The sequence below is a fragment of the Pseudomonas sp. PDM30 genome (assembly GCF_019218985.1).
GTDB classification, from domain to species: Bacteria; Pseudomonadota; Gammaproteobacteria; order Pseudomonadales; family Pseudomonadaceae; genus Aquipseudomonas; species Aquipseudomonas jessenii.
On sequence record NZ_JAHUWM010000002.1, the window covers coordinates 365,077 to 390,839 of the forward strand.

General features: G+C 59.8%; 26 protein-coding genes and 1 other RNA gene. 14 read left to right on the plus strand and 13 right to left on the minus strand.

All coding sequences use genetic code 11. The features are described from left to right. Positions 1–87: 87 nt before the first annotated feature. Positions 88–1,320 carry a sterol desaturase family protein gene (locus KW840_RS05670; protein ID WP_090452089.1) on the plus strand — a complete coding sequence of 411 codons (1,233 nt, stop codon included), beginning with the start codon at positions 88–90 and terminating at the stop codon, positions 1,318–1,320. Here KW840_RS05670 and KW840_RS05675 read toward each other — a convergent pair. After that, the gene (locus KW840_RS05675) at positions 1,304–1,936 is read right to left on the minus strand and encodes a DedA family protein (protein WP_057712806.1); all 633 of its coding nucleotides are present in this window, start codon (positions 1,934–1,936) and stop codon (positions 1,304–1,306) included. The two genes, KW840_RS05670 and KW840_RS05675, sit on opposite strands and share 17 nt — an antisense overlap. A gap of 206 nt (positions 1,937–2,142) precedes the next feature. Here KW840_RS05675 and hemB point away from each other — a divergent pair, with 206 nt between their 5' ends. Together hemB and ppk1 are read left to right on the plus strand one after the other, a co-directional pair. Beyond that, the gene (gene hemB / locus KW840_RS05680) at positions 2,143–3,156 is read left to right on the plus strand and encodes a porphobilinogen synthase (protein WP_007982864.1); all 1,014 of its coding nucleotides are present in this window, start codon (positions 2,143–2,145) and stop codon (positions 3,154–3,156) included. An 18-nt stretch (positions 3,157–3,174) separates the two neighbouring features. Further along, positions 3,175–5,403 carry a polyphosphate kinase 1 gene (gene ppk1 / locus KW840_RS05685; protein ID WP_057712808.1) on the plus strand — a complete coding sequence of 743 codons (2,229 nt, stop codon included), beginning with the start codon at positions 3,175–3,177 and terminating at the stop codon, positions 5,401–5,403. 166 nt (positions 5,404–5,569) lie between these two features. On the opposite strand, the gene ppx is transcribed toward ppk1, so the two are convergent. The 5 genes from ppx to KW840_RS05710 form a co-directional block, all read right to left on the minus strand. Beyond that, positions 5,570–7,072 (minus strand): exopolyphosphatase, encoded by a 1,503-nt coding sequence (gene ppx / locus KW840_RS05690; protein WP_218494650.1) that lies wholly within the window; start codon positions 7,070–7,072, stop codon positions 5,570–5,572. Positions 7,073–7,306: 234 nt separating this feature from the next. After that, positions 7,307–8,044 (minus strand): amino acid ABC transporter ATP-binding protein, encoded by a 738-nt coding sequence (locus KW840_RS05695; protein WP_090452085.1) that lies wholly within the window; start codon positions 8,042–8,044, stop codon positions 7,307–7,309. Next, positions 8,031–8,681, minus strand: coding sequence for an amino acid ABC transporter permease (locus KW840_RS05700; RefSeq protein WP_057712811.1), 651 nt, complete (start codon positions 8,679–8,681; stop codon positions 8,031–8,033). The genes KW840_RS05695 and KW840_RS05700 overlap by 14 nt, the downstream gene beginning before the upstream one ends. Continuing rightward, positions 8,678–9,346 (minus strand): amino acid ABC transporter permease, encoded by a 669-nt coding sequence (locus tag KW840_RS05705; RefSeq protein ID WP_057712812.1) that lies wholly within the window; start codon positions 9,344–9,346, stop codon positions 8,678–8,680. The genes KW840_RS05700 and KW840_RS05705 overlap by 4 nt, the downstream gene beginning before the upstream one ends. Before the next feature lie 22 nt (positions 9,347–9,368). Beyond that, entirely contained in the window at positions 9,369–10,154 is a 786-nt protein-coding gene (locus tag KW840_RS05710; protein WP_057712813.1) for a transporter substrate-binding domain-containing protein, read from the minus strand. A gap of 255 nt (positions 10,155–10,409) precedes the next feature. Here KW840_RS05710 and KW840_RS05715 point away from each other — a divergent pair, with 255 nt between their 5' ends. The 7 genes from KW840_RS05715 to KW840_RS05745 all read left to right on the plus strand — a co-directional run bounded on the left by KW840_RS05715 (position 10,410) and on the right by KW840_RS05745 (position 18,734). After that, positions 10,410–11,117, plus strand: coding sequence for a FadR/GntR family transcriptional regulator (locus KW840_RS05715; protein WP_218494651.1), 708 nt, complete (start codon positions 10,410–10,412; stop codon positions 11,115–11,117). Between the two features lie 120 nt (positions 11,118–11,237). Beyond that, positions 11,238–11,567, plus strand: coding sequence for a thioredoxin TrxA (gene trxA, locus KW840_RS05720; protein ID WP_003206727.1), 330 nt, complete (start codon positions 11,238–11,240; stop codon positions 11,565–11,567). 247 nt (positions 11,568–11,814) lie between these two features. Further along, positions 11,815–13,074, plus strand: a complete 1,260-nt coding sequence (gene rho / locus KW840_RS05725; RefSeq protein ID WP_057712815.1) for a transcription termination factor Rho — start codon at positions 11,815–11,817, stop codon at positions 13,072–13,074. 182 nt (positions 13,075–13,256) lie between these two features. Next, a complete protein-coding gene (locus KW840_RS05730) occupies positions 13,257–15,254 on the plus strand; it encodes an acyltransferase family protein (protein WP_218494652.1) in 1,998 nt (665 codons plus the stop codon). A 69-nt stretch (positions 15,255–15,323) separates the two neighbouring features. Continuing rightward, entirely contained in the window at positions 15,324–16,790 is a 1,467-nt protein-coding gene (gene ubiD, locus KW840_RS05735) for a 4-hydroxy-3-polyprenylbenzoate decarboxylase (protein ID WP_218494653.1), read from the plus strand. Further along, positions 16,790–17,758 carry a CDP-6-deoxy-delta-3,4-glucoseen reductase gene (locus KW840_RS05740; RefSeq protein WP_090452076.1) on the plus strand — a complete coding sequence of 323 codons (969 nt, stop codon included), beginning with the start codon at positions 16,790–16,792 and terminating at the stop codon, positions 17,756–17,758. The genes ubiD and KW840_RS05740 overlap by 1 nt, the downstream gene beginning before the upstream one ends. Positions 17,759–18,065: 307 nt before the next feature. Beyond that, positions 18,066–18,734 (plus strand): gamma-glutamylcyclotransferase, encoded by a 669-nt coding sequence (locus KW840_RS05745; protein WP_090452075.1) that lies wholly within the window; start codon positions 18,066–18,068, stop codon positions 18,732–18,734. On the opposite strand, the gene glpT is transcribed toward KW840_RS05745, so the two are convergent. After that, positions 18,710–20,059 (minus strand): glycerol-3-phosphate transporter, encoded by a 1,350-nt coding sequence (gene glpT, locus KW840_RS05750; RefSeq protein WP_008048696.1) that lies wholly within the window; start codon positions 20,057–20,059, stop codon positions 18,710–18,712. The two genes, KW840_RS05745 and glpT, sit on opposite strands and share 25 nt — an antisense overlap. Positions 20,060–20,385: 326 nt before the next feature. Between glpT and KW840_RS05755 the strand changes: the two genes are divergently transcribed. Further along, positions 20,386–21,000 carry an energy transducer TonB gene (locus KW840_RS05755; RefSeq protein ID WP_218494654.1) on the plus strand — a complete coding sequence of 205 codons (615 nt, stop codon included), beginning with the start codon at positions 20,386–20,388 and terminating at the stop codon, positions 20,998–21,000. 47 nt (positions 21,001–21,047) lie between these two features. Here the strand turns inward: KW840_RS05755 and KW840_RS05760 are convergent, their stop codons facing one another. Then, the gene (locus tag KW840_RS05760) at positions 21,048–22,025 is read right to left on the minus strand and encodes an NADPH:quinone oxidoreductase family protein (RefSeq protein ID WP_218494655.1); all 978 of its coding nucleotides are present in this window, start codon (positions 22,023–22,025) and stop codon (positions 21,048–21,050) included. A gap of 150 nt (positions 22,026–22,175) precedes the next feature. Between KW840_RS05760 and KW840_RS05765 the strand changes: the two genes are divergently transcribed. After that, entirely contained in the window at positions 22,176–22,583 is a 408-nt protein-coding gene (locus KW840_RS05765; protein ID WP_218494656.1) for a flagellar basal body-associated protein FliL, read from the plus strand. Between the two features lie 138 nt (positions 22,584–22,721). Here KW840_RS05765 and KW840_RS05770 read toward each other — a convergent pair whose 3' ends face one another. Next, complete coding sequence (locus tag KW840_RS05770) at positions 22,722–23,174, minus strand: EVE domain-containing protein (RefSeq protein WP_218494657.1); 453 nt, start codon at positions 23,172–23,174, stop codon at positions 22,722–22,724. 195 nt (positions 23,175–23,369) lie between these two features. Between KW840_RS05770 and KW840_RS05775 the strand changes: the two genes are divergently transcribed. After that, positions 23,370–23,525, plus strand: coding sequence for a hypothetical protein (locus tag KW840_RS05775; protein WP_007982896.1), 156 nt, complete (start codon positions 23,370–23,372; stop codon positions 23,523–23,525). A 35-nt stretch (positions 23,526–23,560) separates the two neighbouring features. Here the strand turns inward: KW840_RS05775 and KW840_RS05780 are convergent, their stop codons facing one another. The 4 genes from KW840_RS05780 to KW840_RS05795 form a co-directional block, all read right to left on the minus strand. Continuing rightward, positions 23,561–24,166, minus strand: a complete 606-nt coding sequence (locus KW840_RS05780; protein ID WP_008048703.1) for a 5-formyltetrahydrofolate cyclo-ligase — start codon at positions 24,164–24,166, stop codon at positions 23,561–23,563. An 86-nt stretch (positions 24,167–24,252) separates the two neighbouring features. After that, positions 24,253–24,431: non-coding RNA, 6S RNA (ssrS, locus tag KW840_RS05785), on the minus strand. Positions 24,432–24,461: 30 nt separating this feature from the next. Continuing rightward, complete coding sequence (locus KW840_RS05790; protein WP_057712821.1) at positions 24,462–24,779, minus strand: cell division protein ZapA; 318 nt, start codon at positions 24,777–24,779, stop codon at positions 24,462–24,464. After that, on the minus strand, positions 24,776–24,985 hold the full coding sequence (locus KW840_RS05795; protein ID WP_007982902.1) for a TIGR02449 family protein: 210 nt from the start codon (positions 24,983–24,985) through the stop codon (positions 24,776–24,778). Before KW840_RS05795 ends, KW840_RS05790 begins: the two co-directional genes overlap by 4 nt. A 194-nt stretch (positions 24,986–25,179) precedes the next feature. On the opposite strand from KW840_RS05795, the gene KW840_RS05800 reads away from it, so the two are divergent. Next, positions 25,180–25,737: a YecA family protein gene (locus KW840_RS05800; RefSeq protein ID WP_057712822.1), complete on the plus strand. Its 558-nt coding sequence runs from the start codon at positions 25,180–25,182 to the stop codon at positions 25,735–25,737. Positions 25,738–25,763 lie beyond the last annotated feature (26 nt).

Here is a 25,763-nt window from a genome sequence, read left to right on the forward strand (position 1 = left end):
ATGTCCACTAATTTGTCCCGCGTTGCCATAGGGTTAATTCACGGCTGCACATAGCATCTGTCCTCAAGATTCCGATCAGGGCGCGTCATGGACTTCATTCTGTATGCGGTGCCGTTTTTCTTTGTGCTGATCGCCGCCGAGCTGCTGGCCGACCGTTGGCGCGGGGTGAGCAATTATCGGGTGGCAGACGCGATCAACAGCATCAGCACCGGCGTGCTGTCGACCACCACGGGTCTGTTGACCAAGGGGGTGGGGCTGGTGACCTACGCCTTTGCCCTCAAGCACTTGGCGTTGTTCGAGTTGTCGGCCGACAGCATCTGGACCTGGGTGTTTGCCTTTGTCTTCTACGATTTCTGCTACTACTGGCTGCATCGCATGGGTCACGAGCGCAACATCCTCTGGGCCGCCCATTCGGTGCATCACCAGAGCGAGGACTACAACCTGTCCACGGCCTTGCGCCAGACCAGTACCGGCTTCCTGCTGGGCTGGATCTTCTATCTGCCGATGGCAGTGTCCGGCGTGCCGCTGCTGGTGTTCGTCAGCGTCGCGGCGCTGAACCTGCTGTACCAGTTCTGGGTGCACACGCGGCACATTCCCAAGCTTGGCTGGTTCGAATGGTTCTTTGTCACGCCGTCCAATCATCGGGCTCACCATGCACAGAACGCTCTCTACATGGATCGCAACTATGGCGGCGTGTTCATTATTTGGGACCGTCTGTTCGGCTCGTTCCAGGAAGAAGACGACAACGAGCCGGTGATTTTCGGCGTGACCACGCCACTGGCGAGCTGGAACCCCGTGTGGGCGAACGTGCAGTTCTACGCGCAGTTGTGGGCAGATGCGCGTCGTGCCGAAAGCACCTGGGACAAGCTGCGGATCTGGTTCATGCGCACCGGCTGGCGCCCGGCGGAGGTGGCTGCCAGATACCCGATGAACAAGCCGGACCTGAGCCAGTTTCGCAAATTCGAGGTGGCGCTGGACGGGCGTCAGCAGCTCTACGTCCTCCTGCAGTTCTGCGTCTATATCGCGCTGGGCAGTTACTTGATGAATCTTGAGCCGAAGCTGTCCGTCGTCGCCCTGGCGTTGGGCTGGGGAGCGGTGGCGTTCGGTCTGTTTGTGCTGGGCGTGGCTCTGGAGAATCGCCCGTGGGCGTTGAAGCTGGAGCTGCTGCGGCTGGCGTCGAATCTGCCATTGGTATGGCTGGCCCCGATGGTGGGGCTGTGGCCGGCCAGCGCTGTGGGCTGGGTCGGCCTGTTCAGTTACAGTCTGTTGAGCGGTATCGGTCTCTACTGTTGCAGAAACCGCATCACTCGGCTGGCGTAGTAGGGCCTTCGGCTTTGGTTCGTTCGGCCTTCAGGGCTTGTTCGTCGGCGTAGACCTGCTTGGCCAGGCGGGCATTCTTGAAGCGCCGACGCAGCCACAGCACGAAGCCCAGGACCAGCAGCGCACCGAGCACCCAGAGTTCATACTTCTTCACACTGCCGAGCATGCCTTCGAGCACCGCGCCGAAATGGTACGCGGCGGCCGCCAGGGCTGTGGCCCAGATCGCTGCGCCAATGCCGTTGAGCAGCAGGTAACGGCCCGGCGGATAGCCCGACAGCCCGATGGCCACCGGCATGACCGTGCGCAAACCGTAGACGAAGCGGAAGCTCAATACCCAGATGTCCGGATGCTTGCGAATGTGTTCCAGCGCCCGGTCACCCATCATTTGCCAGCGGGGTTTGCGCGCCAGCAGCTTGCGGCCGTGTTTGCGTCCCAGGAAATACCACAGTTGGTCGCCGGCATAGCTGCCGAAGAAGGCCACGACCACCACCAGGTTGATGTCCATGTATCCGCGGAACGCGAGGAAGCCCGCGAGTACCAGGATGGTTTCGCCTTCGAAGAACGTGCCTAGAAAAAGGGCAAAATAGCCGAAGTCATGCAGAAATTGTTGGAGCATTGTCTGGGTGCTGGCGAAATGAACGCGCAGCCTAACCCTTCGGACACATTCAGGAAAGTGTCCAAATGTGTCTCGACGTGAACATTTCCTACAACGACAATGGAATGCGGCTACCTGTCACAGGGGTGCACACAACTGTAATACGTTCGTCATAATGGCCGCTTATAACTGTCACGCTCGCACGCCTGCGGGCTCAGGAGTCTGCCGTGAGCTTTACCCCCGCCAACCGTTTGTTCCCAGCAACCCGCCTGCGCCGCAATCGTCGTGACGACTTCTCGCGTCGTCTGGTCCGTGAAAACGTCCTGACCGTCGATGACCTGATCCTGCCGGTGTTCGTACTGGACGGTGAAAACCGTCGCGAAGCGGTGGCTTCGATGCCGGGTGTCGAACGCCTGACCATCGATTTGTTGCTGGAAGAGGCGGCCAAGTGGGTCGAACTGGGGATACCGGCGCTGGCACTGTTCCCGGTGACGCCAGCGGAACTCAAGTCCCTGGACGCCGCCGAAGCGTGGAACCCGCAAGGCATCGCCCAGCGCGCAACCCGTGCGCTGCGTGCGCAATTCCCTGAGCTGGGCGTGATCACCGACGTTGCCCTGGACCCGTTCACCACCCACGGCCAGGACGGCATTCTTGATGAAGAAGGCTACGTGCAGAACGACATCACCGTCGACGCACTGGTCAGGCAAGCCCTGTCCCACGCTGAAGCCGGCGCTCAGGTCGTGGCTCCATCGGACATGATGGACGGTCGCATCCAGGCGATCCGCGAAGCTCTCGAAGTGGCCGGTCACGTCAATGTGCGGATCATGGCCTACTCGGCCAAGTACGCCAGTGCCTATTACGGCCCGTTCCGTGATGCGGTCGGTTCGGCGCTGAATCTGGGCAAGGCCAACAAGGCCTCCTATCAGATGGACCCGGCCAACAGCAACGAAGCCCTGCACGAAGTGGCGGCGGACTTGTCAGAAGGTGCAGACATGGTCATGGTCAAGCCAGGCATGCCGTACCTGGACATCCTGTGCCGGGTAAAAGAAGAATTCAAAGTGCCGACTTTTGTTTATCAAGTCAGCGGCGAATACGCCATGCACATGGCGGCGATCCAGAATGGCTGGTTGAGCGAAGGGGTTATCCTCGAGTCCCTGACCGCTTTCAAACGTGCAGGGGCTGATGGCATCCTGACGTATTTCGCCGTTCGTGCCGCTCAATTGTTACGAGAGCAAAAATAGCCCTCCCAGGAACATTCGATGAATACCGAAGTGCTCACTGAAGTTGCCGTAAAAGACGCTCAACCTGTGGTGGAGCAAGTCGACGAGACCCCGCCGGAGCTGGAGCCAGCTCCGCCCGCGGCGGTCGTCGAAACCGCCGTGACAGCGCCGGCGCCAGTGCTGGCCATTCCCGGCCTGGATGACAGCAGCCTGTACATCCACCGCGAGCTCTCGCAACTGCAGTTCAACATCCGCGTGCTGGAGCAGGCGCTGGACGAGTCCTATCCATTGCTGGAGCGGCTGAAGTTTCTGTTGATCTTCTCCAGCAACCTGGACGAGTTCTTCGAAATTCGTGTCGCCGGCCTCAAGAAGCAGATCACCTTCGCCCGTGAACAGGCCGGCGCCGATGGTCTGCAACCGCATCAGGCCCTGGCCCGCATCAGCGAACTGGTCCATGGTCACGTCGATCGCCAGTACGCGATCCTCAACGACATCCTGTTGCCGGAACTGGAAAAGCATCAGGTCCGCTTCATCCGTCGCCGTAACTGGACGGCCAAGCTCAAGACCTGGGTCCGTCGCTATTTCCGTGACGAGATCGCGCCGATCATCACCCCGATCGGCCTCGACCCGACGCACCCGTTCCCGTTGCTGGTGAACAAGAGCCTGAACTTCATCGTCGAGCTCGAAGGCATCGACGCCTTTGGCCGCGATTCCGGTCTGGCGATCATCCCGGCGCCACGCCTGTTGCCGCGCATCATCAAGGTGCCGGAAGAAGTCGGCGGCGCCGGCGACAACTATGTCTTCCTGTCGTCGATGATCCACGCCCACGCCGATGACCTGTTCCAGGGGATGAAGGTCAAGGGCTGCTACCAGTTCCGCCTGACCCGTAACGCCGACCTGGCGCTGGACTCCGAAGACGTCGAAGACCTGGCCCGTGCCTTGCGCGGCGAACTGTTCTCCCGTCGCTATGGCGATGCGGTGCGTCTGGAAGTGGCCGACACCTGCCCGAAACACCTGTCCGACTACCTGCTCAAGCAATTCAACCTGAGCGAGACGGAGTTGTATCAGGTCAACGGTCCGGTGAACCTGACGCGGCTGTTCAGCATTACCGGCCTGGACAGCCAGCGCGAGCTGCAATATCTGCCGTTCACCCCGCAGATTCCAAAACTGCTGCAGAACAGCGAGAACATTTTCAGCGTGATCAGCAAGCAGGACATCCTGTTGCTGCACCCGTTTGAGTCGTTCACTCCGGTGGTCGACCTGCTGCGCCAGGCCGCCAAGGACCCGCACGTGCTGGCTGTGCGCCAGACCCTGTACCGCTCCGGCGCGAACTCGGAAATCGTCGATGCGCTGGTGGATGCGGCGCGTAACGGCAAAGAGGTCACCGCGGTGATCGAACTGCGCGCACGGTTCGACGAAGAGTCCAACCTGCAACTGGCCAGCCGTCTGCAAGCGGCCGGTGCGGTGGTGATCTATGGTGTGGTCGGCTTCAAGACCCACGCCAAGATGATGCTGATTTTGCGGCGCGAAGCGGGTGAAATCGTGCGTTATGCGCACCTCGGTACGGGTAACTACCACGCCGGCAACGCCCGCCTGTATACCGACTACAGCCTGCTGACCTCCGACGACGCCTTGTGCGAAGACGTCGGCAAACTGTTCAGTCAGTTGATCGGCATGGGTAAGACGCTGCGCATGAAAAAACTGCTGCATGCGCCGTTCACCCTGAAAAAGGGCATGCTCGACATGATTGCCCGCGAAACCCAGTTCGCCCTCGATGGCAAGCCGGCGCACATCATTGCCAAGTTCAACTCGCTGACCGATCCGAAGATCATCCGCGCACTGTACAAGGCCAGCCAGTCGGGCGTGCGCATCGATCTGGTGGTGCGTGGCATGTGCTGCCTGCGACCGGGCATCGCCGGGGTTTCCCACAACATCCACGTGCGTTCGATCATCGGCCGCTTCCTGGAACACACCCGGGTCTTCTATTTCCTCAACGGTGGCGACGAGCAGATGTTCCTGTCCAGTGCCGACTGGATGGAGCGCAACCTCGACAAGCGCGTCGAGACTTGCTTCCCGGTGGAGGGCAAGAAGCTGATCATGCGGGTCAAGAAAGAGCTGGAGTTGTATCTGACCGATAACACCCACAGTTGGAGCCTGCAGTCGGACGGCCGTTACATCCGTAACACTCCGACCGGCAACCAGAACCCGCGCAGCGCCCAGGCGACATTGCTGGAGCGTTTGGGCAGTCCGATCCTGGCTGTTCGGTAACGACTGCAACCTGTGGGAGCGAGCTTGCTCGCGATGACGGTGTGTCAGGCAACGATGTGTTGATTGACCATCCGCCATCGCGAGCAAGCTCGCTCCCACAGGGGATAGTGGCGTTTGCAGAATCGCAGACAAAAAAAGGCCTTCCGAAGAAGGCCTTTTTTCAATTTCAGCGAGCGCTCAACACAATGTCGACCCGGGTCAGCCATTGCGCTTCGATTTCGAAGTCGGCCTGGGTCAGTTGGTTTTCGTCCAGCCAGTTCTCCGGGAACACCACTTCCAGGCTGTTGCCATTGGCATTCAGTTCCACCTGGGGCATTTGCTGGGTGCCACGGATGTGGTGGAACAGGATCGCAAAGCGCAGCAACACGCACAGGCGAATCAGCTTGGTGCCGTCATCGCCGAACTCGGCGAACTTGTCCTTGGGAATGTTGCGTCGGTGACCGCGTACCAGCAGCGCGAGCATCAACTGGTCTTCGCGGGAGAACCCGGCGAGGTCCGAGTGCTCAATCAGGTAGGCGCCGTGCTTGTGGTACTGGTAGTGAGCGATGTCCAGGCCAACTTCATGGACCTTGGCCGCCCAGCCGAGCAGTTCGCGCCAGACGCCGTCTTCCAGATCCCAGTCCGCGGCCACCTGGTCGAACGCATGCAGTGCCTTGCGTTCGACTCGTACCGCCTGTTCCTGATCGACGTGGTAGCGTTCCATCAGCGAAGTGAGGGTGCGTTCGCGCACGTCTTCGTGATGATGGCGGCCCAGCAGGTCATAGAGCACGCCTTCGCGCAGGGCACCTTCGCAGTGATCCATGCGTTGCAGTTCCAGGGAGTCGAAGATCGCTTCGAGGATCGCCAGGCCCGCCGGAAAGATCGCCCGGCGATCCGGCTTGATACCTTCGAAATCGATTTTTTCGACGTCGCCCAGCTTGATCAGTTTGCGCTTGAGCCAGGCCAGACCCTCGGCGTTGACCTCACCGGTGCCGTAGCCGCCAGCCTTCAGCGCCAGGCCGATGGCGCGGATGGTGCCCGAGGAGCCGATGGCTTCATCCCAGGTCAGGCGATGCAGGGCATGCTCGATGCTCATGATCTCCAGCCGTGCTGCCGTGTACGCCTGGGCGTAACGGGCCGGGGTGATCTTGCCGTCCTTGAAATAGCGCTGGGTGTAGCTGACGCAACCCATCTGCAGGCTTTCGCGCAGCAGCGGTTCGAAGCGCTGGCCAATGATGAACTCGGTACTGCCGCCACCGATGTCGGCCACCAGGCGCTTGCCCGGGGTGTCGGCGAGGGTGTGGGACACTCCGAGATAGATCAGGCGCGCTTCTTCACGGCCGGAAATGACTTCCACCGGGTGGCCGAGAATTTCTTCGGCGCGACGGATGAATTCGGCACGGTTGCGGGCTTCACGCAAGGCGTTGGTGCCCACGATTCGCACGGCGCCGGTGGGCATACCGCTGATCAGTTGGGCGAAACGCTTGAGACAATCGAGCCCGCGTTGCATCGATTCTTCATTGAGGTGGCGCTCTTCGTCGATGCCGGCGGCCAGCTGAACCTTCTCCCCGAGACGCTCGAGAATACGGATCTCGCCGTTCTGGGCCTTGGCCACGACCATGTGAAAACTGTTGGAGCCCAGGTCGATTGCGGCGATCAGGGACAGATTCTTGGCTTTGGATTGCGGCATGGTCAGGGGTCTCGGTCGATAACCTCGACATCGTGCCACGATCAAAGGCTGGCGCCAACGCGCAGTGTTCAAAGCCTTGATCCAGTGCATGAAAACCGGTGACCGCTTCGCGGTCAATCGCGAGCAAGCTCGCTCCCACAGGGTTCCAGGGTGTTTCTAATCCCGCGACCGACGCAGGCCCTCTGTGGGAGCGAGCTTGCTCGCGATGACGGTCTCGCTGGTGCTGAAGCTCTGTCAGCCCACAGCCTCAACCGTCCCGATGAAATTCGCCAGCTCCGCCGTCTGCGGATTCGCGAACAGAATCTTCGGATCCCCAACCTCATGCACCTTGCCCTGGTGCATGAACACCAACTTATCCCCAACCTCCCGGGCGAAGCGCATTTCGTGGGTGACCATGATCAGCGTCATGCCTTCCCTGGCCAGTTGCCGGACCACGCTCAACACTTCGTTGACCAGTTCCGGGTCCAGTGCCGAGGTGATTTCGTCACATAGCAAAACCTTCGGCGACATCGCCAGTGCCCGGGCAATCGCTACCCGCTGTTGCTGCCCGCCCGACAGCCGATCAGGGAATGCATCGAACTTTTCCCCCAGTCCGACCCTTTCCAGCATCTGCCGCGCCAGTTCGGCGGCCTTGGCTTTCGGCACTTTTTGCACCACTTGCGGCGCGAGCATGACGTTTTCGCCCACGGTCAGGTGCGGGAACAGATTGAACTGTTGGAACACCATGCCGACTTTCTGCCGCAGGCTGCGCAGGTCGGCGCGGGCGGCGTCGAGGTACTCGCCGTCGACTTCGATCACTCCGTCGTTGATTGACTCCAGGCCATTGAGGGTGCGCAGCAAGGTGGACTTGCCCGAGCCACTACGGCCGATGATCGCCACCACCTGGCCTTCCTCGATGCTCAGGTCGATGCCTTTGAGCACATGGTGATCGCCATAGTATTTATGCAGGGCGGAAATTCTAAGCAGAGGCATGCAGTCTCCTTTCCAGGTATCGCGCACTGAGCGACAAGGGGTAGCAGAGCAGGAAGTAGCCGAGGGCGACGAGGCCGTAGACCATGAACGGTTCGAAGGTGGCGTTGGCGAGCATGCCGCCGGTCTTGGTCAGCTCGGTGAAGCCGATGATCGAGGTGACGGCGGTGCCTTTGACCACTTGCACCGAAAACCCCACTGTCGGCGCCACGGCGATGCGCAGGGCCTGGGGCAGGATCACATGGCGCAATTGTTCCAGCGGGTTCAGCGCCAGGCTCGATGAGGCTTCCCACTGACCGTTGGGAATCGAATCGACGCAACCGCGCCAGATCTCCGCCAGATAAGCACTGGTGAACAACGTCAGTGCAATCGCCGCGGCCATCCACGGCGAAATCTCGATCCCGGCCAATGCCACGCCGAAAAACACCAGGAACAGCTGCATCAATAGCGGTGTGCCCTGAAACAGTTCGATGTAAGTGCGGGCGAAACTGCGCGGCAGGGATTTTTTCGAGATGCGCATGACCATGATCAGCAAGCCAATCAGTCCGCCGCCAATGAACGCCACCAGCGACAGCGCCAGCGTCCATTGCAGGCCCGTGAGCAGGTTGCGCACGATGTCCCAGAAAGTGAAGTCGCTCATCGGCTGCTCCTTGCGATGAAGCGGTGGCCAAGCCAGTTCAGCAACTGACGGATCAGCAGCGCCATGCACAGATAGAGCAAGGTGGTCAGTGCATAGGTTTCAAAGGCGCGGAAGTTGCGCGACTGAATGAAGTTGGCGGCGAAGCTCAGTTCCTCCGTCGCGATTTGCGAACACACCGCCGAGCCGAGCATCACGATGATGATCTGGCTGCTCAGGGCCGGCCAGACTTTGCCCAGTGCCGGCAGCAGCACCACATGACGGAACGCTTCGAAGCGCGTCATCGCCAGTGCCGCTGCGGCTTCCAGCTGACCCCGAGGGATCGCCTGGATGCCGGCGCGGATGATCTCGGTAGAATAGGCGCCCAGGTTGATGACCATCGCCAGCACCGCCGCCTGCCATTCGGAAATCTGCACGCCCAGGGACGGCAAGCCGAAGAAGATGAAAAACAACTGCACCAGAAATGGCGTGTTGCGGATCAACTCGACGTAGACCGCGAAAATCCCCGCGAAAGGCCGGATGTTCCACGCCCGCACCAGCGCCCCGACGATGCCCAGCCCCACGCCGAGCACAGCGCCGATGGCGGTCAGCTCAAGGGTGAACAGCGCACCGCGCAGCAACAGATCGGTGTTGTTCACCACCGGCAGGAAATCGAACTGATAAGCCATAAAACGTCTCCAGCGCGCCGAATCAGAGATCGGCCGGCAGCGGTTCTTTCAGCCAGGTCAGGGCGTTCTTTTCCAGCGCGCCGTCGCTCTTGGCGGTCACCAGAATCTGGTTGACCTTGTCCAGCAGCGCCGACTCGTTCTTGTTCACGCCGACGTAGACCGGTGAGTCCTTGAGCTTCACTTTCAGCGCCGGCACGCGTTTCGGGCTCTTCTCGCTGATGGCGACCATCACCACGTTGCCGCTGGCGATCAGGTCGACTTGCCCGGCCAGGTACGCGGCAATGGTCGAGTTGTTGTCTTCGAAACGCTTGATGGTCACGCCTTCGGGGGCGACCTTGGTCAGCTCGATATCTTCGATGGCACCTCGGGTGACGCTGATGGTCTTGCCCTTGAGATCGTCCAGGCCCTTGATGTCGGCGTCTGGCGGACCGAACACGGCGAGGTAGAACGGCGCGTAGGCGCGGGAGAAGTCGATGACTTTTTCGCGCTCCGGGTTCTTGCCGAGGCTGGAGATCACCAGGTCGACCTTGCCGGTGGTGAGGAACGGGATGCGGTTGGTGCTGTTGACCGGCGTCAGTTCGAGTTTGACCTTGAGCTGGTCGGCCAGCAGTTTCGCGGTGTCGATATCGAGGCCGCGGGGTTTCATGTCCGGGCCGACCGAGCCGAATGGCGGGAAGTCCTGCGGCACGGCCACCTTGAGGACGCCGCGCTTGACCACATCCTCCAGACCATCGGCGTGGGCGGGTGCCTGGCTCAGCATCAGGCTGGCGAACAAGGCTGCGAGGAGGGCGCTGTAACGCTGGGTCATGGCAAATCTCCGGATCGGCAAGAAGTGATTTCTGCGGATCGACAGAGCATGGGCCATGCCAACATGGGGTTTTGAGGGCGCCAGGGCACGGTTTTACTGGCGTCGCACGGTCTTACTGGTCTGAACAGTCAGGTTGCTTTTCGCACCCCGATGGCGCAGCCGTGAAAATCTCCGAACCCCCATGGGGCACGACTTGCCGGACGTCGCGAATAGCTTTACAACTGAGCGCACATTGGCTGGTTCGTCTGGAAAACCATGAACTCGATCTCCCGCGCCGTACCTGAAGTGGCGCTGCAAGCCATCCGCAAACTGATTACCGAACAGGGCTTCGGGCCGGGGGATGCCTTGCCCTCGCAACGGGACCTGGCGGTGCAATTGGGAGTCAGTCGGGCGTCGTTGCGCGAGGCGTTGTCATCGCTGAGTGCGCTGGGGGTCATCAGTATCCAGCCGGGCAAAGGCGTATTCGTGCAATCGCCCGTGGAGCTACCGCGGGGCGATGCGGCGCCTGGCTGGCCGTTCGCGGCGAAGGCTTCGCCGTTGGATATCTTTCAGTTGCGCTATGCGCTGGAAGGTTTTGCTGCGGGGTTGGCGGCCGTAACCTTGAGCACCGACGAACTCGATGCGCTGGAAGACAATGTCGCCGCCATGCGCAATGAGCTGAAGTCCGGCGACTTCGAAGCCGCGGCCCGCCTGGATTTCGAATTCCACCGCCGCATCCTGCTGGCCAGCGGCAATCAGGCGATGCTGAGCATCCTGACCGCCAGCGCCGACATCTTCCTGGAAAGCCAGAAGCTACCGTTCATCCGGGTCGAGCGGGCCATGGAAACCTGGCAGGAACACCGCAAAATCCTTCGTGCGCTGGCTCGCCGAGCGTCTGGCGCCGCGCAAAAGGCCATGCAAGAGCACGTACGTAACGCCGCGTTGCGCACCGGAATTGCGTTCATCGCTCCCGCCACTTCATGACCTGAGCTATACCCAAACTCATGGATCACCATAGCGAGACTCAATCATCTGCACCTTCCTGAACGGGGGAAGGACCGCTATGATGGGCCACGTTTTTTTGCTTACAACCTGGAGAATTCCATGAGCAGCGATCTTATCAAACACGTTAGCGACGCTAGCTTCGAGGCCGACGTACTCAAGGCCGAAGGCGCTGTACTGGTCGATTACTGGGCTGAATGGTGCGGCCCTTGCAAAATGATCGCTCCTGTTCTGGACGAGATTGCCGAGACTTACAAAGGCAAGCTGACCGTTGCCAAGCTGAACATCGATGAAAACCAGGAAACCCCGGCCAAGCACGGCGTGCGCGGTATCCCGACCCTGATGCTGTTCAAGAACGGCAACGTTGAAGCGACCAAGGTCGGCGCACTGTCGAAGTCGCAACTGGCTGCCTTCCTCGACGCCAACATCTAAGCGTCGTTGCAAAGTGTCCTGAAAAAGCCCCGCAAATAGCGGGGCTTTTTGCGTATTCAGGGCTAGACGCTCCTAAACTCAGGTGGTACATTCGGCCCCGCACTGGTTTCTCCATTGCCCCCTGCTAGCCGTCGCCGACGCACTCCTTTTCGAATAAGTACGCGATCCTGTCGCCTTCTCCGCGGCGCGGCCTCATTAAGCCAAAAGCTTAATTTCCCCCCTCCATAAATGATTACGTCATTCCTATATGAATCTGACTGAACTCAAGCAAAAGCCGATTACCGAACTGCTCGAATTGGCCGAACAGATGGGCATAGAAAATATGGCCCGTTCGCGCAAGCAGGACGTGATTTTCTCCCTGCTCAAGAAGCACGCGAAAAGCGGTGAGGAAATCTCCGGTGATGGCGTGCTGGAGATTCTCCAGGACGGCTTCGGCTTCCTGCGCTCCGCTGACGCTTCCTATCTCGCAGGTCCAGACGATATCTACGTCTCGCCGAGCCAGATCCGCCGTTTCAACTTGCGCACCGGTGACACCATCGTTGGCAAGATCCGCCCTCCAAAGGAAGGCGAGCGTTATTTCGCGCTGCTCAAGGTCGACACGATCAACTTCGACCGTCCGGAAAACGCGAAGAACAAGATTCTCTTCGAGAACCTGACCCCGCTGTTCCCGACCGTGCGCATGAAGATGGAAGCCGGTAACGGTTCCACCGAAGACTTGACCGGTCGTGTCATCGACCTGTGCGCCCCGATCGGTAAAGGCCAGCGCGGTCTGATCGTTGCACCGCCGAAAGCCGGCAAGACGATCATGCTGCAGAACATTGCCGCGAACATCGCGCGTAACAACCCTGAAGTTCACCTGATCGTGCTGCTGATCGACGAACGTCCGGAAGAAGTAACCGAAATGCAGCGCACCGTGCGCGGTGAAGTGGTTGCCTCGACGTTCGACGAGCCGCCAACCCGTCACGTGCAGGTTGCCGAAATGGTGATCGAGAAGGCCAAGCGCCTGGTCGAGCACAAGAAAGACGTGGTGATCCTGCTCGACTCCATCACTCGTCTGGCTCGCGCCTACAACACCGTGATCCCGAGCTCCGGCAAGGTACTGACTGGTGGTGTCGATGCCCACGCCCTGGAGAAGCCGAAGCGTTTCTTCGGCGCCGCGCGGAACATCGAAGAAGGCGGCTCGCTGACCATCATCGCCACGGCGCTGGTTGAAACCGGCTCGAAGATGGACGAAGTGATCTACGAGGAATTCAAAGGCACCGGCAACATGGAGCTGCCTCTGGATCGCCGCATCGCTGAAAAACGCGTGTTCCCGGCCATCAACATCAATCGTTCCGGCACCCGCCGCGAAGAGTTGCTGACCGCCGACGACGAACTGCAGCGCATGTGGATTCTGCGCAAACTGCTGCACCCGATGGATGAAATTGCTGCCATCGAGTTCCTGGTCGACAAGCTGAAAACGACCAAGACCAACGACGAATTCTTCCTGTCGATGAAGCGCAAGTAACATCGCCCGTTGAGTTCAAGAGAATGGCGCCCCGGTGGGGCGCCTTTTTTTTGCCTGGGCCATGGGAGGTTTTTGATTGGCCAAGGTCAGTTGGTTAGCACTTCAACCAGCCGCGTTTGCAGTCATCTCCGGGGGCGATGCTCAAGCGCGCTGAAAATAACGATCTGACTGGTTTAATGCTTATGAGCTCACTGGCTTATCGAAGGGATATCGACGGCTTGCGCGCAGTGGCGGTGATCGCCGTCGTGCTGTTTCACTTTGGCGTTCCTGGGTTTACCGGCGGCTTTGTCGGCGTGGACGTGTTTTTCGTGATTTCCGGTTACCTGATCACGTCGATCATCTGGAATCAGCGCCAGGCCGGGCAATTCAGCTTCGTCGATTTCTGGGCCCGGCGTGCGCGGCGGATTTTGCCGGCGTTGTTCGCGATGATCATTGCGGTGCTGGCGGTCGGCTGGTTTTTGCTGGCACCGAAGGATTACGAAGAGCTTGGGCGATCGGTGCGTTACCAGGTGATGTTCGTCTCCAACATCCTGTTCATGCGCCAGGACGGCTATTTCGATGTCGCCTCCGATCTCAAGCCTCTGCTGCACACCTGGTCGCTGGCGGTGGAGGAGCAGTTTTACATCGTCTTCCCGTTGCTGCTGACACTGCTGTCGAGCCGTCTCAAGTATTGGCGACTGGCACTGTTCAGCGTATTGCTGCTGTCCTTTGGTTTGAGCGTGTGGGCTGTCGCCCATCATCCGGAAAAAGCTTTCTTCCTGTTGCCTATGCGTGCGTGGGAGCTATTGGCCGGTGCGATGCTGGCGGTAGCGCCCAAGTCTGCATGGCGTCTCAAGCCGATGGCAGCGCAGTGGCTGAGTCTGCTCGGTATGTTGCTGATCCTGTTGGCGGTGTTCGGTTATGACAAGGCCACGCCATTCCCGGGTGTCGCGGCGTTGCTGCCGGTGTCAGGTGTGGTGCTGCTGATTCTGGCCAACGGTCATCGTGAAACCTGGGTTGGTCAGTTTTTGAGCAGTCGGATAATTGTCGGCCTCGGTCTGATTTCATATTCCTGGTACCTGTGGCACTGGCCGGTGTTCGTATTCTCCAGCTATGCCAGCGTCGGTGAAACGAGTGTTTTCGACAGTGCCGGGTTGATTTTACTGACGCTGTTGCTGGGTTATCTGTCTTGGAAATTCGTCGAAACCCCGTTTCGTGAGCGTCGCCTGCTCGCCGGGCGCCGGCAGATTCTGCTCGCTGGCGCCTGCGGCGTCCTGGTGCTCGGCCTGGCCGGACAAGCCTTGCGATGGACCGACGGCTTGCCATGGCGTCTGTCTGACCAGGCCCTGCAATACGCCAAGGGTCGCGAATGGCGGCCAGAGCTGATGGCCTGCCTGGCCGATGACAAGACGCCGGATGACAAGTTGTTCTGCCGTTATGGCGCGCAAAACCGCCTGCCCCCAGCGCTTGTCTGGGGCGATAGCCATGCCACGGCGTTGATTCCGGTTTTCGACGAGGGTGCCAAGGCCCATGGCGTCAATGTGATGCTCGCCAGTTCTGCTGGCTGTTTGCCTGTCGAAGGCCTGGAGCACGATGCGCGTTGTGCGCGGTTCAATCAACGCGTTGAGCAGGCCCTGAAGCCGCAAGCTGTCAGCGATGTGGTGCTGGTTGCGCACTGGAGCCTATACCTCTACGGCGATGCCAAAGGTGATCTGGGCCACGTTCTGAAAAGCCCTGACGGGCATTACGACCGCGCAATTGCCGAACAACGTCTGGCCGATGGCTTGCGTACCCGAGTCGCGCAATTGCGTGCCGGCGGGCATCGGGTCTGGCTGGTAAAAGAGGCGCCGTTGCAGGCCTTCAGCCCACCGTATCGCCTCACCCGTCTGGCAATGCTGGCCCGTCCGGTCGACGATGTCGGGCTGGCGCTCGCAGAGCATCACAAGCGCCAGGCATTCATCAGCCAATTGTTCGCACAACTGGCGCAGGACCCGGCGGTACAGGTGGTGGACCCGGCGCCAAGACTGTGTGATGCCAGCGGCCTGTGCCGCGCCGAACGCGGCGGCTACTCGTTGTACACCGATGACAATCACCTCTCGGAAGTCGGTGCGCGGTTCGTGGCGCCGATCCTCGAACCGCTGTTTGTCAGCCTGCAAGCCAGGGCAAACCCGGGGAAACCGCAGGTGAATGCATCCAGATAAGCAGCGATAAGCTGCCAGCGGCCGGCAGAGCAGGTAGGATGTACGCCTATTTTTCGGGTGCCATCATCAATGAAATTCAAGGATCTTCGGGATTTCGTGCAGCAGCTTGAGCAGCGCGGAGAGTTGAAACGCATCCAGATCCCCGTCTCTCCAGTGCTGGAGATGACCGAGGTGTGTGATCGCACGCTGCGTGCCAAAGGCCCGGCGCTGTTGTTCGAAAAGCCGACAGGCTATGACATCCCGGTGCTCGGCAACCTGTTCGGTACCCCCGAGCGGGTCGCCATGGGCATGGGTGCCGAGTCGGTCAGCGAGCTGCGCGAGATCGGCAAGCTGCTGGCGTTCCTAAAGGAACCCGAGCCGCCCAAAGGCCTGAAGGATGCCTGGTCCAAGCTGCCGATCTTCCGCAAGATCATTTCGATGGCGCCGAAAGTCGTCAAGGACGCGGTGTGCCAGGAAGTGGTCATCGAAGGCGACGACGTCGACCTGGCCATGCTGCCGGTGCAAACCTGCTGGCCGGGCGACGTCGGTCCGCTGATCACCTGGGGCCTGACCGTCACCAAAGGCCCGAACAAGGATCGCCAGAACCTCGGTATCTACCGTCAGCAAGTGATCGGTCGCAACAAGGTCATCATGCGCTGGCTGAGCCACCGTGGCGGCGCGCTGGATTACCGCGAGTGGTGCGAAAAGCATCCGGGCCAGCCGTTCCCGGTTTCCGTGGCCCTGGGCGCTGACCCGGCGACCATCCTCGGTGCCGTGACCCCGGTGCCCGACAGCCTTTCCGAATACGCCTTCGCAGGCCTCTTGCGCGGTAACCGCACTGAGTTGGTGAAGTGTCGCGACAACGACCTGCAAGTGCCGGCCACCGCCGAAATCATCCTCGAAGGCGTGATCCATCCGGGCGAGATGGCCGATGAAGGCCCATACGGCGACCACACCGGTTACTACAACGAAGTCGACAGCTTCCCGGTGTTCACCGTCGAGCGCATTACCCATCGGATCAAGCCGATCTACCACAGTACCTACACCGGCCGTCCGCCGGATGAGCCGGCGATCCTCGGCGTGGCATTGAACGAAGTGTTCGTGCCGATCCTGCAGAAGCAGTTCCCGGAGATCACCGATTTCTACCTGCCGCCGGAAGGTTGCTCGTACCGCATGGCCATCGTGACCATGAAAAAGTCGTATCCGGGCCACGCCAAGCGGGTAATGCTGGGTGTCTGGTCGTTTTTGCGACAGTTCATGTACACCAAGTTCGTTATCGTCACCGACGACGATATCAACGCTCGGGACTGGAACGACGTGATCTGGGCCATCACCACGCGCATGGACCCCAAGCGCGACACCGTGATGATCGATAACACGCCGATCGACTACCTCGACTTCGCCTCGCCGGTTTCCGGCCTGGGGTCGAAAATGGGCCTCGATGCCACGCATAAATGGCCGGGCGAAACTACTCGCGAATGGGGCCGGGTCATCGTCAAGGACGATGCCGTGACCCAGCGGATCGATGCCATCTGGAATCAGTTAGGAATAGATTGATGCGTGTAACCTTGCAGCCCTCCGGAGCAGTACTTGAGATATTGCCCGGCGAGCGGATTCTCGATGGCGCACGACGTCTGGGCTACGAATGCCCGCAAAGCTGCCGCAACGGCAATTGCCACGTCTGCGCGGCGCTGCTGGTAGAAGGCCGGGTCGAGCAGGCTGGCAATGTGCGTGACCATGGCGAGTTCTACACTTGCATAGCGGAGCCGCTGGAAGACTGCATCGTGCTGTGGGATGGCGTGCTCGCGCTGGGAGAACTGCCGGTGCGCAGCGTGTCGTGTCAGGTCATTGAGTGCAAGGAGGTGGGCGGCGACACCTGGCGCGTGCGTCTGCGGGCTCCGGCCGGCAAACCGCCGCGCTACCACGCTGGCCAGTACCTGATGATCGAACGGGAGAACGGCGAAAAGTCCGCATTCTCCCTCGCCTCGGCACCGCATGCGGGACGCGACCTGGAAATCCACGTACTGGCGCGCGAATCCAGTGCGCTGAGCCTGATCGAACAGCTCCAGCGCAACAGTATGGTGCGGGTCGAATTGCCGTTCGGCGATACCCACCTGGAGGAGTTGCCGGAAGGTTCTCTCGTGCTGATCGCCGCGGGTACCGGCATGGGCCAGATCCACAGTCTGATCGAGCATTGCCGGGCCTCGGGTTTCAAGCACCCGGTGCATCTGTATTGGGGCGTGCGTCGTCCTGAAGATTTTTATCAGATCGAGCATTGGGACGAATGGCTGAAGTTGCCCAACCTGTTCCTGCACAAGGTCGTCAGCGATCAATGCGGTTGGGAAGGGCGGTGCGGCATGTTGCATGAAGCGGTCTGTGAAGACTTCCCTGACCTCAAGCCGCTACACGTGTACGCCAGTGGCTCTCCGGCCATGGTCTACGGCACGCTGGATGCTCTGGTGGAAGCGGGAATGGATGCCCACCAGATGCGTGCCGACGTATTTGCCTACGCACCTAGATCCTGATGCTGCACACCCTGTAGGAGCGAGCTTGCTCGCGATGGTCGTTAACGATTACGCGGGAAGTCAGGCTGCCCGCAGCGTTCTTGACTCCATCGCGAGCAAGCTCGCTCCTACAGGTATATATCTCCACATATAGCCAATCGGCATTTATAAATTTTTATAAATATCGGTAGGTTATATGTTGTCCAGGCAATTCATTAAGAACTGTGCCATGGCATTTAAATTGCCTTAAAACTTATGTGCCTTATTGTTACAGCCGTGCGTTCTATTAAGTAATTCTTCACCCGCGGGGAGCTGAACGCTATTCGCCATGAGCGCCATTGAATCTGCTTTTTTGAATCTGGCTTACCCTCCGCGGCTCGATCTGGGGCCGCAGCTCACTCACGAACAACTGCTCAGCTCGATGCAATCGACCATGGCGCGCCACAAGGGCGGGCCGGTGTGGCTGTTTGCGTATGGCTCGCTGATCTGGCGCCCTGAATGCACGGCGGTTGAGCGGGTTCGCGGCCGGGTGCATGGCTACCATCGCGGGTTGTACCTGTGGTCCCACGAACATCGCGGCACCCCGGAAATGCCCGGCCTGGTGTTTGGCCTGGATCGCGGCGGTTCTTGCAGCGGTTTCGCCTATCGCTTGCCCGAAGAGCAACTCGAAGCCTCGCTCTACGCACTTTGGCAGCGCGAGATGCCTTTCCCTTCCTACCGCCCGCACTGGCTCAACTGCCGCCTCGACGATGGCAGCCAGGTTCAGGCATTGGGTTTTGTGCTGGAACGACACCTGCCCAGCTATGCCGGCAACTTGCCGGACCATGTGCTGAGCCATGTGTTCGAAAACGCTTGCGGGCGCTACGGTACCACTCGCGATTATGTCGAGCAGACCGCGCACGCCCTGCGCAGCCACGCCATGCCAGACCGGAATCTGGAGGCGCGGCTCAAGCGCTGTAAATCAAAGGCCGATCAAGCGAGTGCTTCGCGGCCCTGACTGGCGATTTGTTTGTGCCGTAGTGTCGGGGCCAGGAAGGCCATCGCCAACAGGCAGGCACCGACCAGCAGCACGAAACCGCCGTCCCAACCGAAATGGTCCACGGTGTAGCCCATCGCTGCACTGGCCGCGACCGACCCGCCCAAGTAACCGAACAGACCGGTAAAGCCCGCCGCCGTACCGGCAGCTTTCTTCGGTGCCAGTTCCAGCGCCTGCAGGCCGATCAGCATCACCGGGCCGTAGATCAGGAAGCCAATGGAAAGCAGCGCGATCATGTCGACCATCGGATTGCCGGCCGGGTTGAGCCAGTAAACCAGCGTCGCGACCGTCACCAACGCCATGAACACCATGCCGGTCAGGCCACGGTTGCCACGGAAGATCTTGTCCGACATCCAGCCGCACAGCAGCGTGCCCGGGATACCTGCCCACTCGTAGAAGAAGTACGCCCACGAGGTTTTATCCACAGTGAAACCCTTGGCTTCCTTGAGGTAAGTCGGTGCCCAGTCCAGCACGCCGTAACGCAGCAGATAGACAAAGACGTTGGCCAAGGCGATGTACCAGAGCATTTTGTTGCGCAGCACGTATTTGACGAAGATTTCCTTGGCGCTGAATTCCTCTTCGTGGCTGGCGTCGTAGCCTTCCGGGTAGTCGTTCTTGTATTGCTCGATCGGCGGCAGGCCAACCGATTGCGGGGTGTCGCGCATGGTCACAAAGGCAAACACCGCTACTGCCAGCGCCACGGCTGCCGGTACGTAGAACGCGGCGTGCCAGTCATTGAACAGCCCCATGCCGATCAGGAACAACGGGCCGATCAGGCCACCGCCGACGTTGTGCGCCACGTTCCAGACGGACACCACGCCGCCACGTTCCTTCTGCGACCACCAGTGCACCATGGTCCGGCCACTCGGCGGCCAACCCATGCCCTGCGCCCAGCCGTTGATGAACAGCAAAATGAACATCATGGTCACGCTGGACGTCGCCCAGGGCGCGAAACCGAAAATGAACATCACCCCAGCCGACACCAGAAGGCCGAATGGCAGGAAGAAGCGCGGGTTGGAACGGTCGGACACCAGGCCCATGAGAAACTTCGACAGACCGTAGGCAATCGCGATGGCGGACATCGCCAGACCCAGTTGGCCACGGGAGTAGCCCTCATCGATCAGGTACGGCATGGCCAGGGAGAAGTTCTTGCGCAGCAGGTAGTAACCGGCATAGCCAATGAAAATGCCGGCGAAAATCTGCCAGCGAAGGCGTCGGTAGGTACTGTCTATTTTTTCTTCAGGCAATGGAGCCTGATGTGCGGCAGGACGAAAGAAAGCAAACATTCAAGAGCTCCAGATTTCTTGTTTTGACTGCGGATACGAATGTTACAGTTTCGTTACCGAAAATAGCACCGGTTCTCATCGGCAAAACAGCGGAAATGTTGGAAGTCGCGCATTCCTTTATGAACATGTCGCTCAGATGTAAGTGAAGGGCGTTGTAGGAAGCGTTACCTGTTTTCGTTTGGGGCATTTGATCTGCCCGGAATGGGGCAGGACTTTAGGAAAGATCCTTCGTTTAAAGCAGAAGTCATGGCGTTATGTCGAATGGCCCGGCGCCTTAACCTTTGTGCTGTTGCCAAGTCTGGCGTTGCAGACAAAGGGAGAGGGACATGCGGTGGTGGTTGGTTGGAATTTTGTTGCTGGTCTCTGCGGATATCAGGGCCGGGGAGGTATTTCTGATACCCGAGAACAACCCAAAGCCGATTTATCCGAAGGCGCTGCATCGGGCGGGTGTCACTGGCATGGTGCGTGTCAGCATGACTGTGAAGGCCGATGGATCAGTCAGTAATGCCGTGATTGCGCAAAGTGCACATCCGGAACTCGAAGAGGCGTCATTGGCCGCAGTCAACCAATGGCGATTCAAGCCGTGGACAATTACCAAGGATCAACCTGCGCAAATCCTCGTGGTCGCACCCATGGAATACAGGCTAGACAGCGAACATCCCTTCCACGTCAACAAGGAGCTGGAGCGGCTGAAATGCAGTGCTATCGCACGGGCATCGTTGAGCATCGCCACTTCCTCGTGGGTGGACCTGCCGGTTTTCAGCTGGACCCGCAGTTACCTGACCCACTCGCTTTCACCGAGTCAATTGCCGGAAGAGAAACGTCTGGCTCTGATTGCCAAGCTCAATGCCAGCGTCCGTTCGATTGTGCAGCGGTGTAGCGCACATCCGGCGAGTCGGTATGTGCGGTTTTTGCCGGAGGAGATTCGGGTGTTGCTTTGACGGCAATAAAAGCGCGGCTACATGGCCGCGCTTTTTTGCAGAGAGATTCAGCGAACCTGCACCACCACTTTCCCCACCGCTTTACGCTGGCCAAGGTCATTGATCGCCTGCGCCGCATTGCTCAGCGGATACACCTGGGACACCAGAGGCTTGAGCTTGCCTTCGGCAAACCAGCCGAACAACTGCTGGAAGTTCGCCGCGTTGTCCTGCGGCTGGCGTTGGGCGAACGAGCCCCAGAACACGCCGAGCACTGCCGCACCTTTAAGCAAGGCCAGGTTGACCGGCAATTCGGGAATGCGACCGCTGGCGAAGCCGACCACCAGCAAGCGGCCGTTCCAAGCGATGGCACGGATGGCCTGGTCGAACAGGTCGCCGCCGACCGGGTCGTAGATCACGTCGGCACCCTGGCCGTCGGTCAGACGCTTGATTTCGTCCTTCAGGCTGGTTTCGCTGTAGTTGATCAGTTCGTCGGCGCCGGCGGCCTTGGCCACGGCGAGTTTCTCTGCGCTGCTGGCCGCCGCGATCACCCGGGCGCCCATGGCTTTGCCGATTTCCACCGCCGCCAGGCCGACGCCGCCGGAAGCACCCAGTACCAGCAGGGTTTCACCCGGTTGCAGGTTGCCGCGTTGCTTGAGGGCATGCATCGAGGTGCCGTAGGTCATGCTGAAGGCGGCGGCGGTGTTGAAGTCCATCGATGGCGGGATCGGCAGTGCGTTGTAGCTCGGCACGGCGACCTGCTCGGCAAAGCTGCCCCAGCCGGTCAGGGCCATGACCCGGTCACCGACTTTCAAGTGGCTGACTTTTTCACCCACTGCGCTGACCACGCCAGCCGCTTCACCACCCGGCGAAAACGGGAAGGGCGGCTTGAACTGGTATTTGCCTTCGATGATCAACGTGTCGGGGAAGTTCACCCCGGCGGCGTGCACGTCCAGCAGGATTTCATTCTTCTTCGCGACAGGACTGGCGACGTCTTCCAGCACCAGCGATTCGGCAGGGCCGAAGGCTTTGCACAGCACGGCTTTCATCAGGGCTATTCCTTTGGGAGTGATGGCCGATAAGTGTAGGTGTGTGGGTCGATGGGTCAACGAGCATGCCCGGCCCTGATAGTCAGCCATAAGCTTGTGCTTGCGCAGCGGGTCGTTATGCTAGGCCGCAAACCGGATAAGGAGCGAATTTTGAAAGCGTGGATCATGTTGATGCTGGCCCTGTCTCTGCCTGTGGCAGCGGTGGCCGAAGAAGCCAAAGAAGATGCAGCTCCGAAGGTCAGTTACATCACCCTGAGCCCGCCGTTCGTGGGTAACTACGGGCTGGACGGCACGCCGAAACTCAAGGTCTACAAGGCCGATGTGGCGTTGCGGGTGACCGGTGACGAGGCCGCCAAGGCGGTGAAGGCCAATGAACCCTTGATCCGCAATCAATTGGTCGCACTGTTCGCCCAGCAGACCACCGAGACGATGAACAACGTCGAGGCCAAGGAAAAGCTGCGTCAGGAAGCGCTGAAGCAAACCCGGCAGATCATGAGCGATGAAACCGGTAAGCCGGTGGTTGAGGATTTGTTGTTCAACAACCTGATCATTCAGTAAGACTTCTATTGCTTGAGCTGGCGTCATCGCGAGCAAGCTCCCACAGTGGATTGGTGTTGAAGCGCAATCACATGTCCACCACAGCCCCCTGTGGGAGCGAGCTTGCTCGCGATGACGCCAGTCCAGGCGACAAATGGCTCAAGGCTTTAAGGCAATCACCGTCGCCCATTGCTCCGGCGTCACCGGCATCACCGATAACCGCGAGCCTTTCTGCACCAGTGGCAACTCGGCCAGCGCCGTCTGCTGTTTCAGATAATCCAGTTTCAGCACCCGGGCAAACGTCTCGACATGCGCGACATCGATCGCACTCCAGGCGTTTTTCTCCGGAGTGGCCTTCGGGTCAAAATAATGGCTCTCTGGCTCCAGCGCCGTCGGGTCCGGATACGCAGCTTCGACAATCTTGCCGATTCCGGCAATCCCCGGCTCGGGGCAGCTGGAATGATAGAAAAAGAACTCATCCCCCACCGCCATGGCCCGCAGGAAATTGCGTGCCTGATAGTTGCGAACCCCGTCCCAGCGCGCTTTGCCGAGCTTTTCCAGCCCTTTGATCGAGAGTTCGTCGGGCTCGGATTTCATCAGCCAATAGGCCATGTCTTTTGCTCCTTGCGTGGTGATTGAGCAGCTTGTTGGCGATTTTATGACAAACCGACAGTCGGTTGACGTCAGCATTTGCGCAGCGGTTCACGTTGTCGCAAAATGCCGGCCTTTAAAGCTTGACGCTGCTGCACGGCCTACAAACGGAAACCGCTGCTGTCATCGTGTTGATGTGCCTTTGGGGGGCAATCGATGAAACGCAAACCGGATTTACTATGGATTTTGGTCATTTTGTTTGGCCTTGGCGTCGTGACCACTGGCTATGCCCAAAGCCTATGGGCCAACAAGACCGATGCGCCGGTCGAGCTCGCCCAGTTGCAGCAACAGTCGACAGCCTTCAAGCGCTGATCCTGTTGCCTCGGCGCCACTGATCGAACTGGCGCCTAGCCTGCGTAATACCAGGCCTTGTCCGTCACCGTTCCTTGCAGCGGCACATCCCAGCTCGCCTGAGCCAATCGCGCCACTTTCTGACATTCATGGGCCAGCCCCAACAGCGTCGGCTTGCGCCAGTCATTTCGTCGCGCCAGGTAGGCCAGGCTCCGGTCGTAGAAACCACCGCCCATTCCCAGGCGTCCGCCGACATCGTCAAAACCCACCAATGGCAACAGCACCAGATCCAGCGCCCAGATCTTGCGCTGTCGGGCGAGGTTGGCCCGTGGTTCGAGAATACGGAAGCGGTTGGGTTTGAGTTTTTCCCCGGGACGGATGCGCTGGAACACCATTTTGGTTCGCGGCCAGGCGCTCAGCACCGGTAGATAGGTGGCTTTGCCCCGGCGTTGCGCGGCGCGCAGCAACAGACGCGGATCGATTTCACCGTCGGTGGGCAGGTAGAGGGAGATGTGCCGGGCGCGGCGGAACAGCGGTTGCTGGGCCAATTGCTTGTACAGCCCGCGAGCGGCCTGGCGTTGCTGACTGGGTGTCAGTGCGCGGCGGGCCTTGCGCAGCATGCGTCGAAGTTGCGGGCGGGGGAGCAGCGCAGGTTCGGTCATGTATTCGGGCTTCAACAATGCGGATACGTGAAGCGTACCCGTAAAAACGCCAATGCCGGTATCAAAACCGGCATTGGACTGAAATCAGGCTCCCCGAATGTGCCGCTGTCGACTTAGCCCTTGAACCCGAAAGTTCAAGGTGGAAGATGCAGTAGGCTTTAAGGCTTTCCGTCTAGCGGACATGCACACCAGCCCAACGTGCAACCTCCAGGGTATAGCAAATCGGCTCAGGGACATCGCCAACTGGCAAGCACCCCAGGGAGTGAGGGGATTATACCGCAAGCGGCGGCGCGAATCAGCCTTTGGTGACATCCGGATCGGTGGCGAGCGCCAGATCGACGCGATCGAGCAGGTCACGCACTTGTTCGCGGGTCGAGCCGCTGGCCTGGATATCCGGCCGTTCTTCCTTGTGCAACAGGTCGTGGGTGATGTTCAGCGCGGCCATCACGGCGATACGGTCGGCGCCGATGACTTTGCCGCTGCTGCGGATCTCGCGCATCTTGCCGTCCAGATAACGGGCGGCGCTGATCAAATTACTGCGCTCTTCCTGTGGGCAGATGATCGAATACTCTTTGTCGAGGATCTGCACGGTGACGCTATTGCTTGAACTCATGAGTCTTGCTCCAGGGCCTTGAGGCGCGAAATCATCGATTCGACCTTACGCCGGGCGATTTCGTTTTTTTCAATGAGGTGCGCGCGTTCCTCGCGCCAGGTCTTTTCCTGAGCTAGTAAGAGTCCGTTTTGACTCTTAAGTTGCTCGACTCGGGTAATCAGCAGTTCGAGTCTGGCCATCAGCGCTTGCAGGTCGGTGTCTTCCATTGTCTTCACTGTCTGATGGGTGTCGGACTGAAGGAGCGAGCTTGCTCGAGATGAACCCGAGAACGCCGCGGGGTGTCAGGTACCCAGCGTTATCATTGACGACCATCGCGAGCAAGCTCGCTCCTACAGGGGTAGTCGATGTAGGATACAAGGCCTTCATTCTAGACATAGCGCCGTCTGGCGCCTAGCTGCCCATGACCATTCAGAATTCCCCGTACCAAGCCTTCGCCACCCTGCTGACTTCCAGCGGTCATAACGTCTCGCCTGCCGAACTGCATGGCCTGCTGCTCGGCCGCAGCTGTGCCGGCGCCGGTTTCAATGCCGAAGAGTGGTTGATCGACGCCGCCGAACTGCTCGAAAGCGAGCCGCAGGACAACGTTCGCAACGCCTTGATCGGCTTGCAAGAGATGGTCAAGGGCGAGCTAACGGGCGATGACGTGACCGTCGTTCTGCTGTTGCCGACCGATGACGCCCCCCTCACCGACCGTGCCGTCGCACTGGGCCAGTGGTGCCAGGGTTTCCTCAGCGGCTTCGGCCTGAACTGCCGTGACAGCAGCGCCCTGAGTACCGAGGCCACCGAGGTGCTGCAGGATCTGGCGGCCATTTCCCAGGTGCAGGATGCCCTGGAAGAGTCCGACGACGGCGAAAACGACTACATGGAAGTCATGGAGTACCTGCGCGTCGCACCGCTGCTGCTGTTCTCCGAGACCAAAAAAGACGTACCGGCCGCCGCCAAACCGTCGCTGCACTAATCGTTTGCCAGGGAACGCCATCTGCC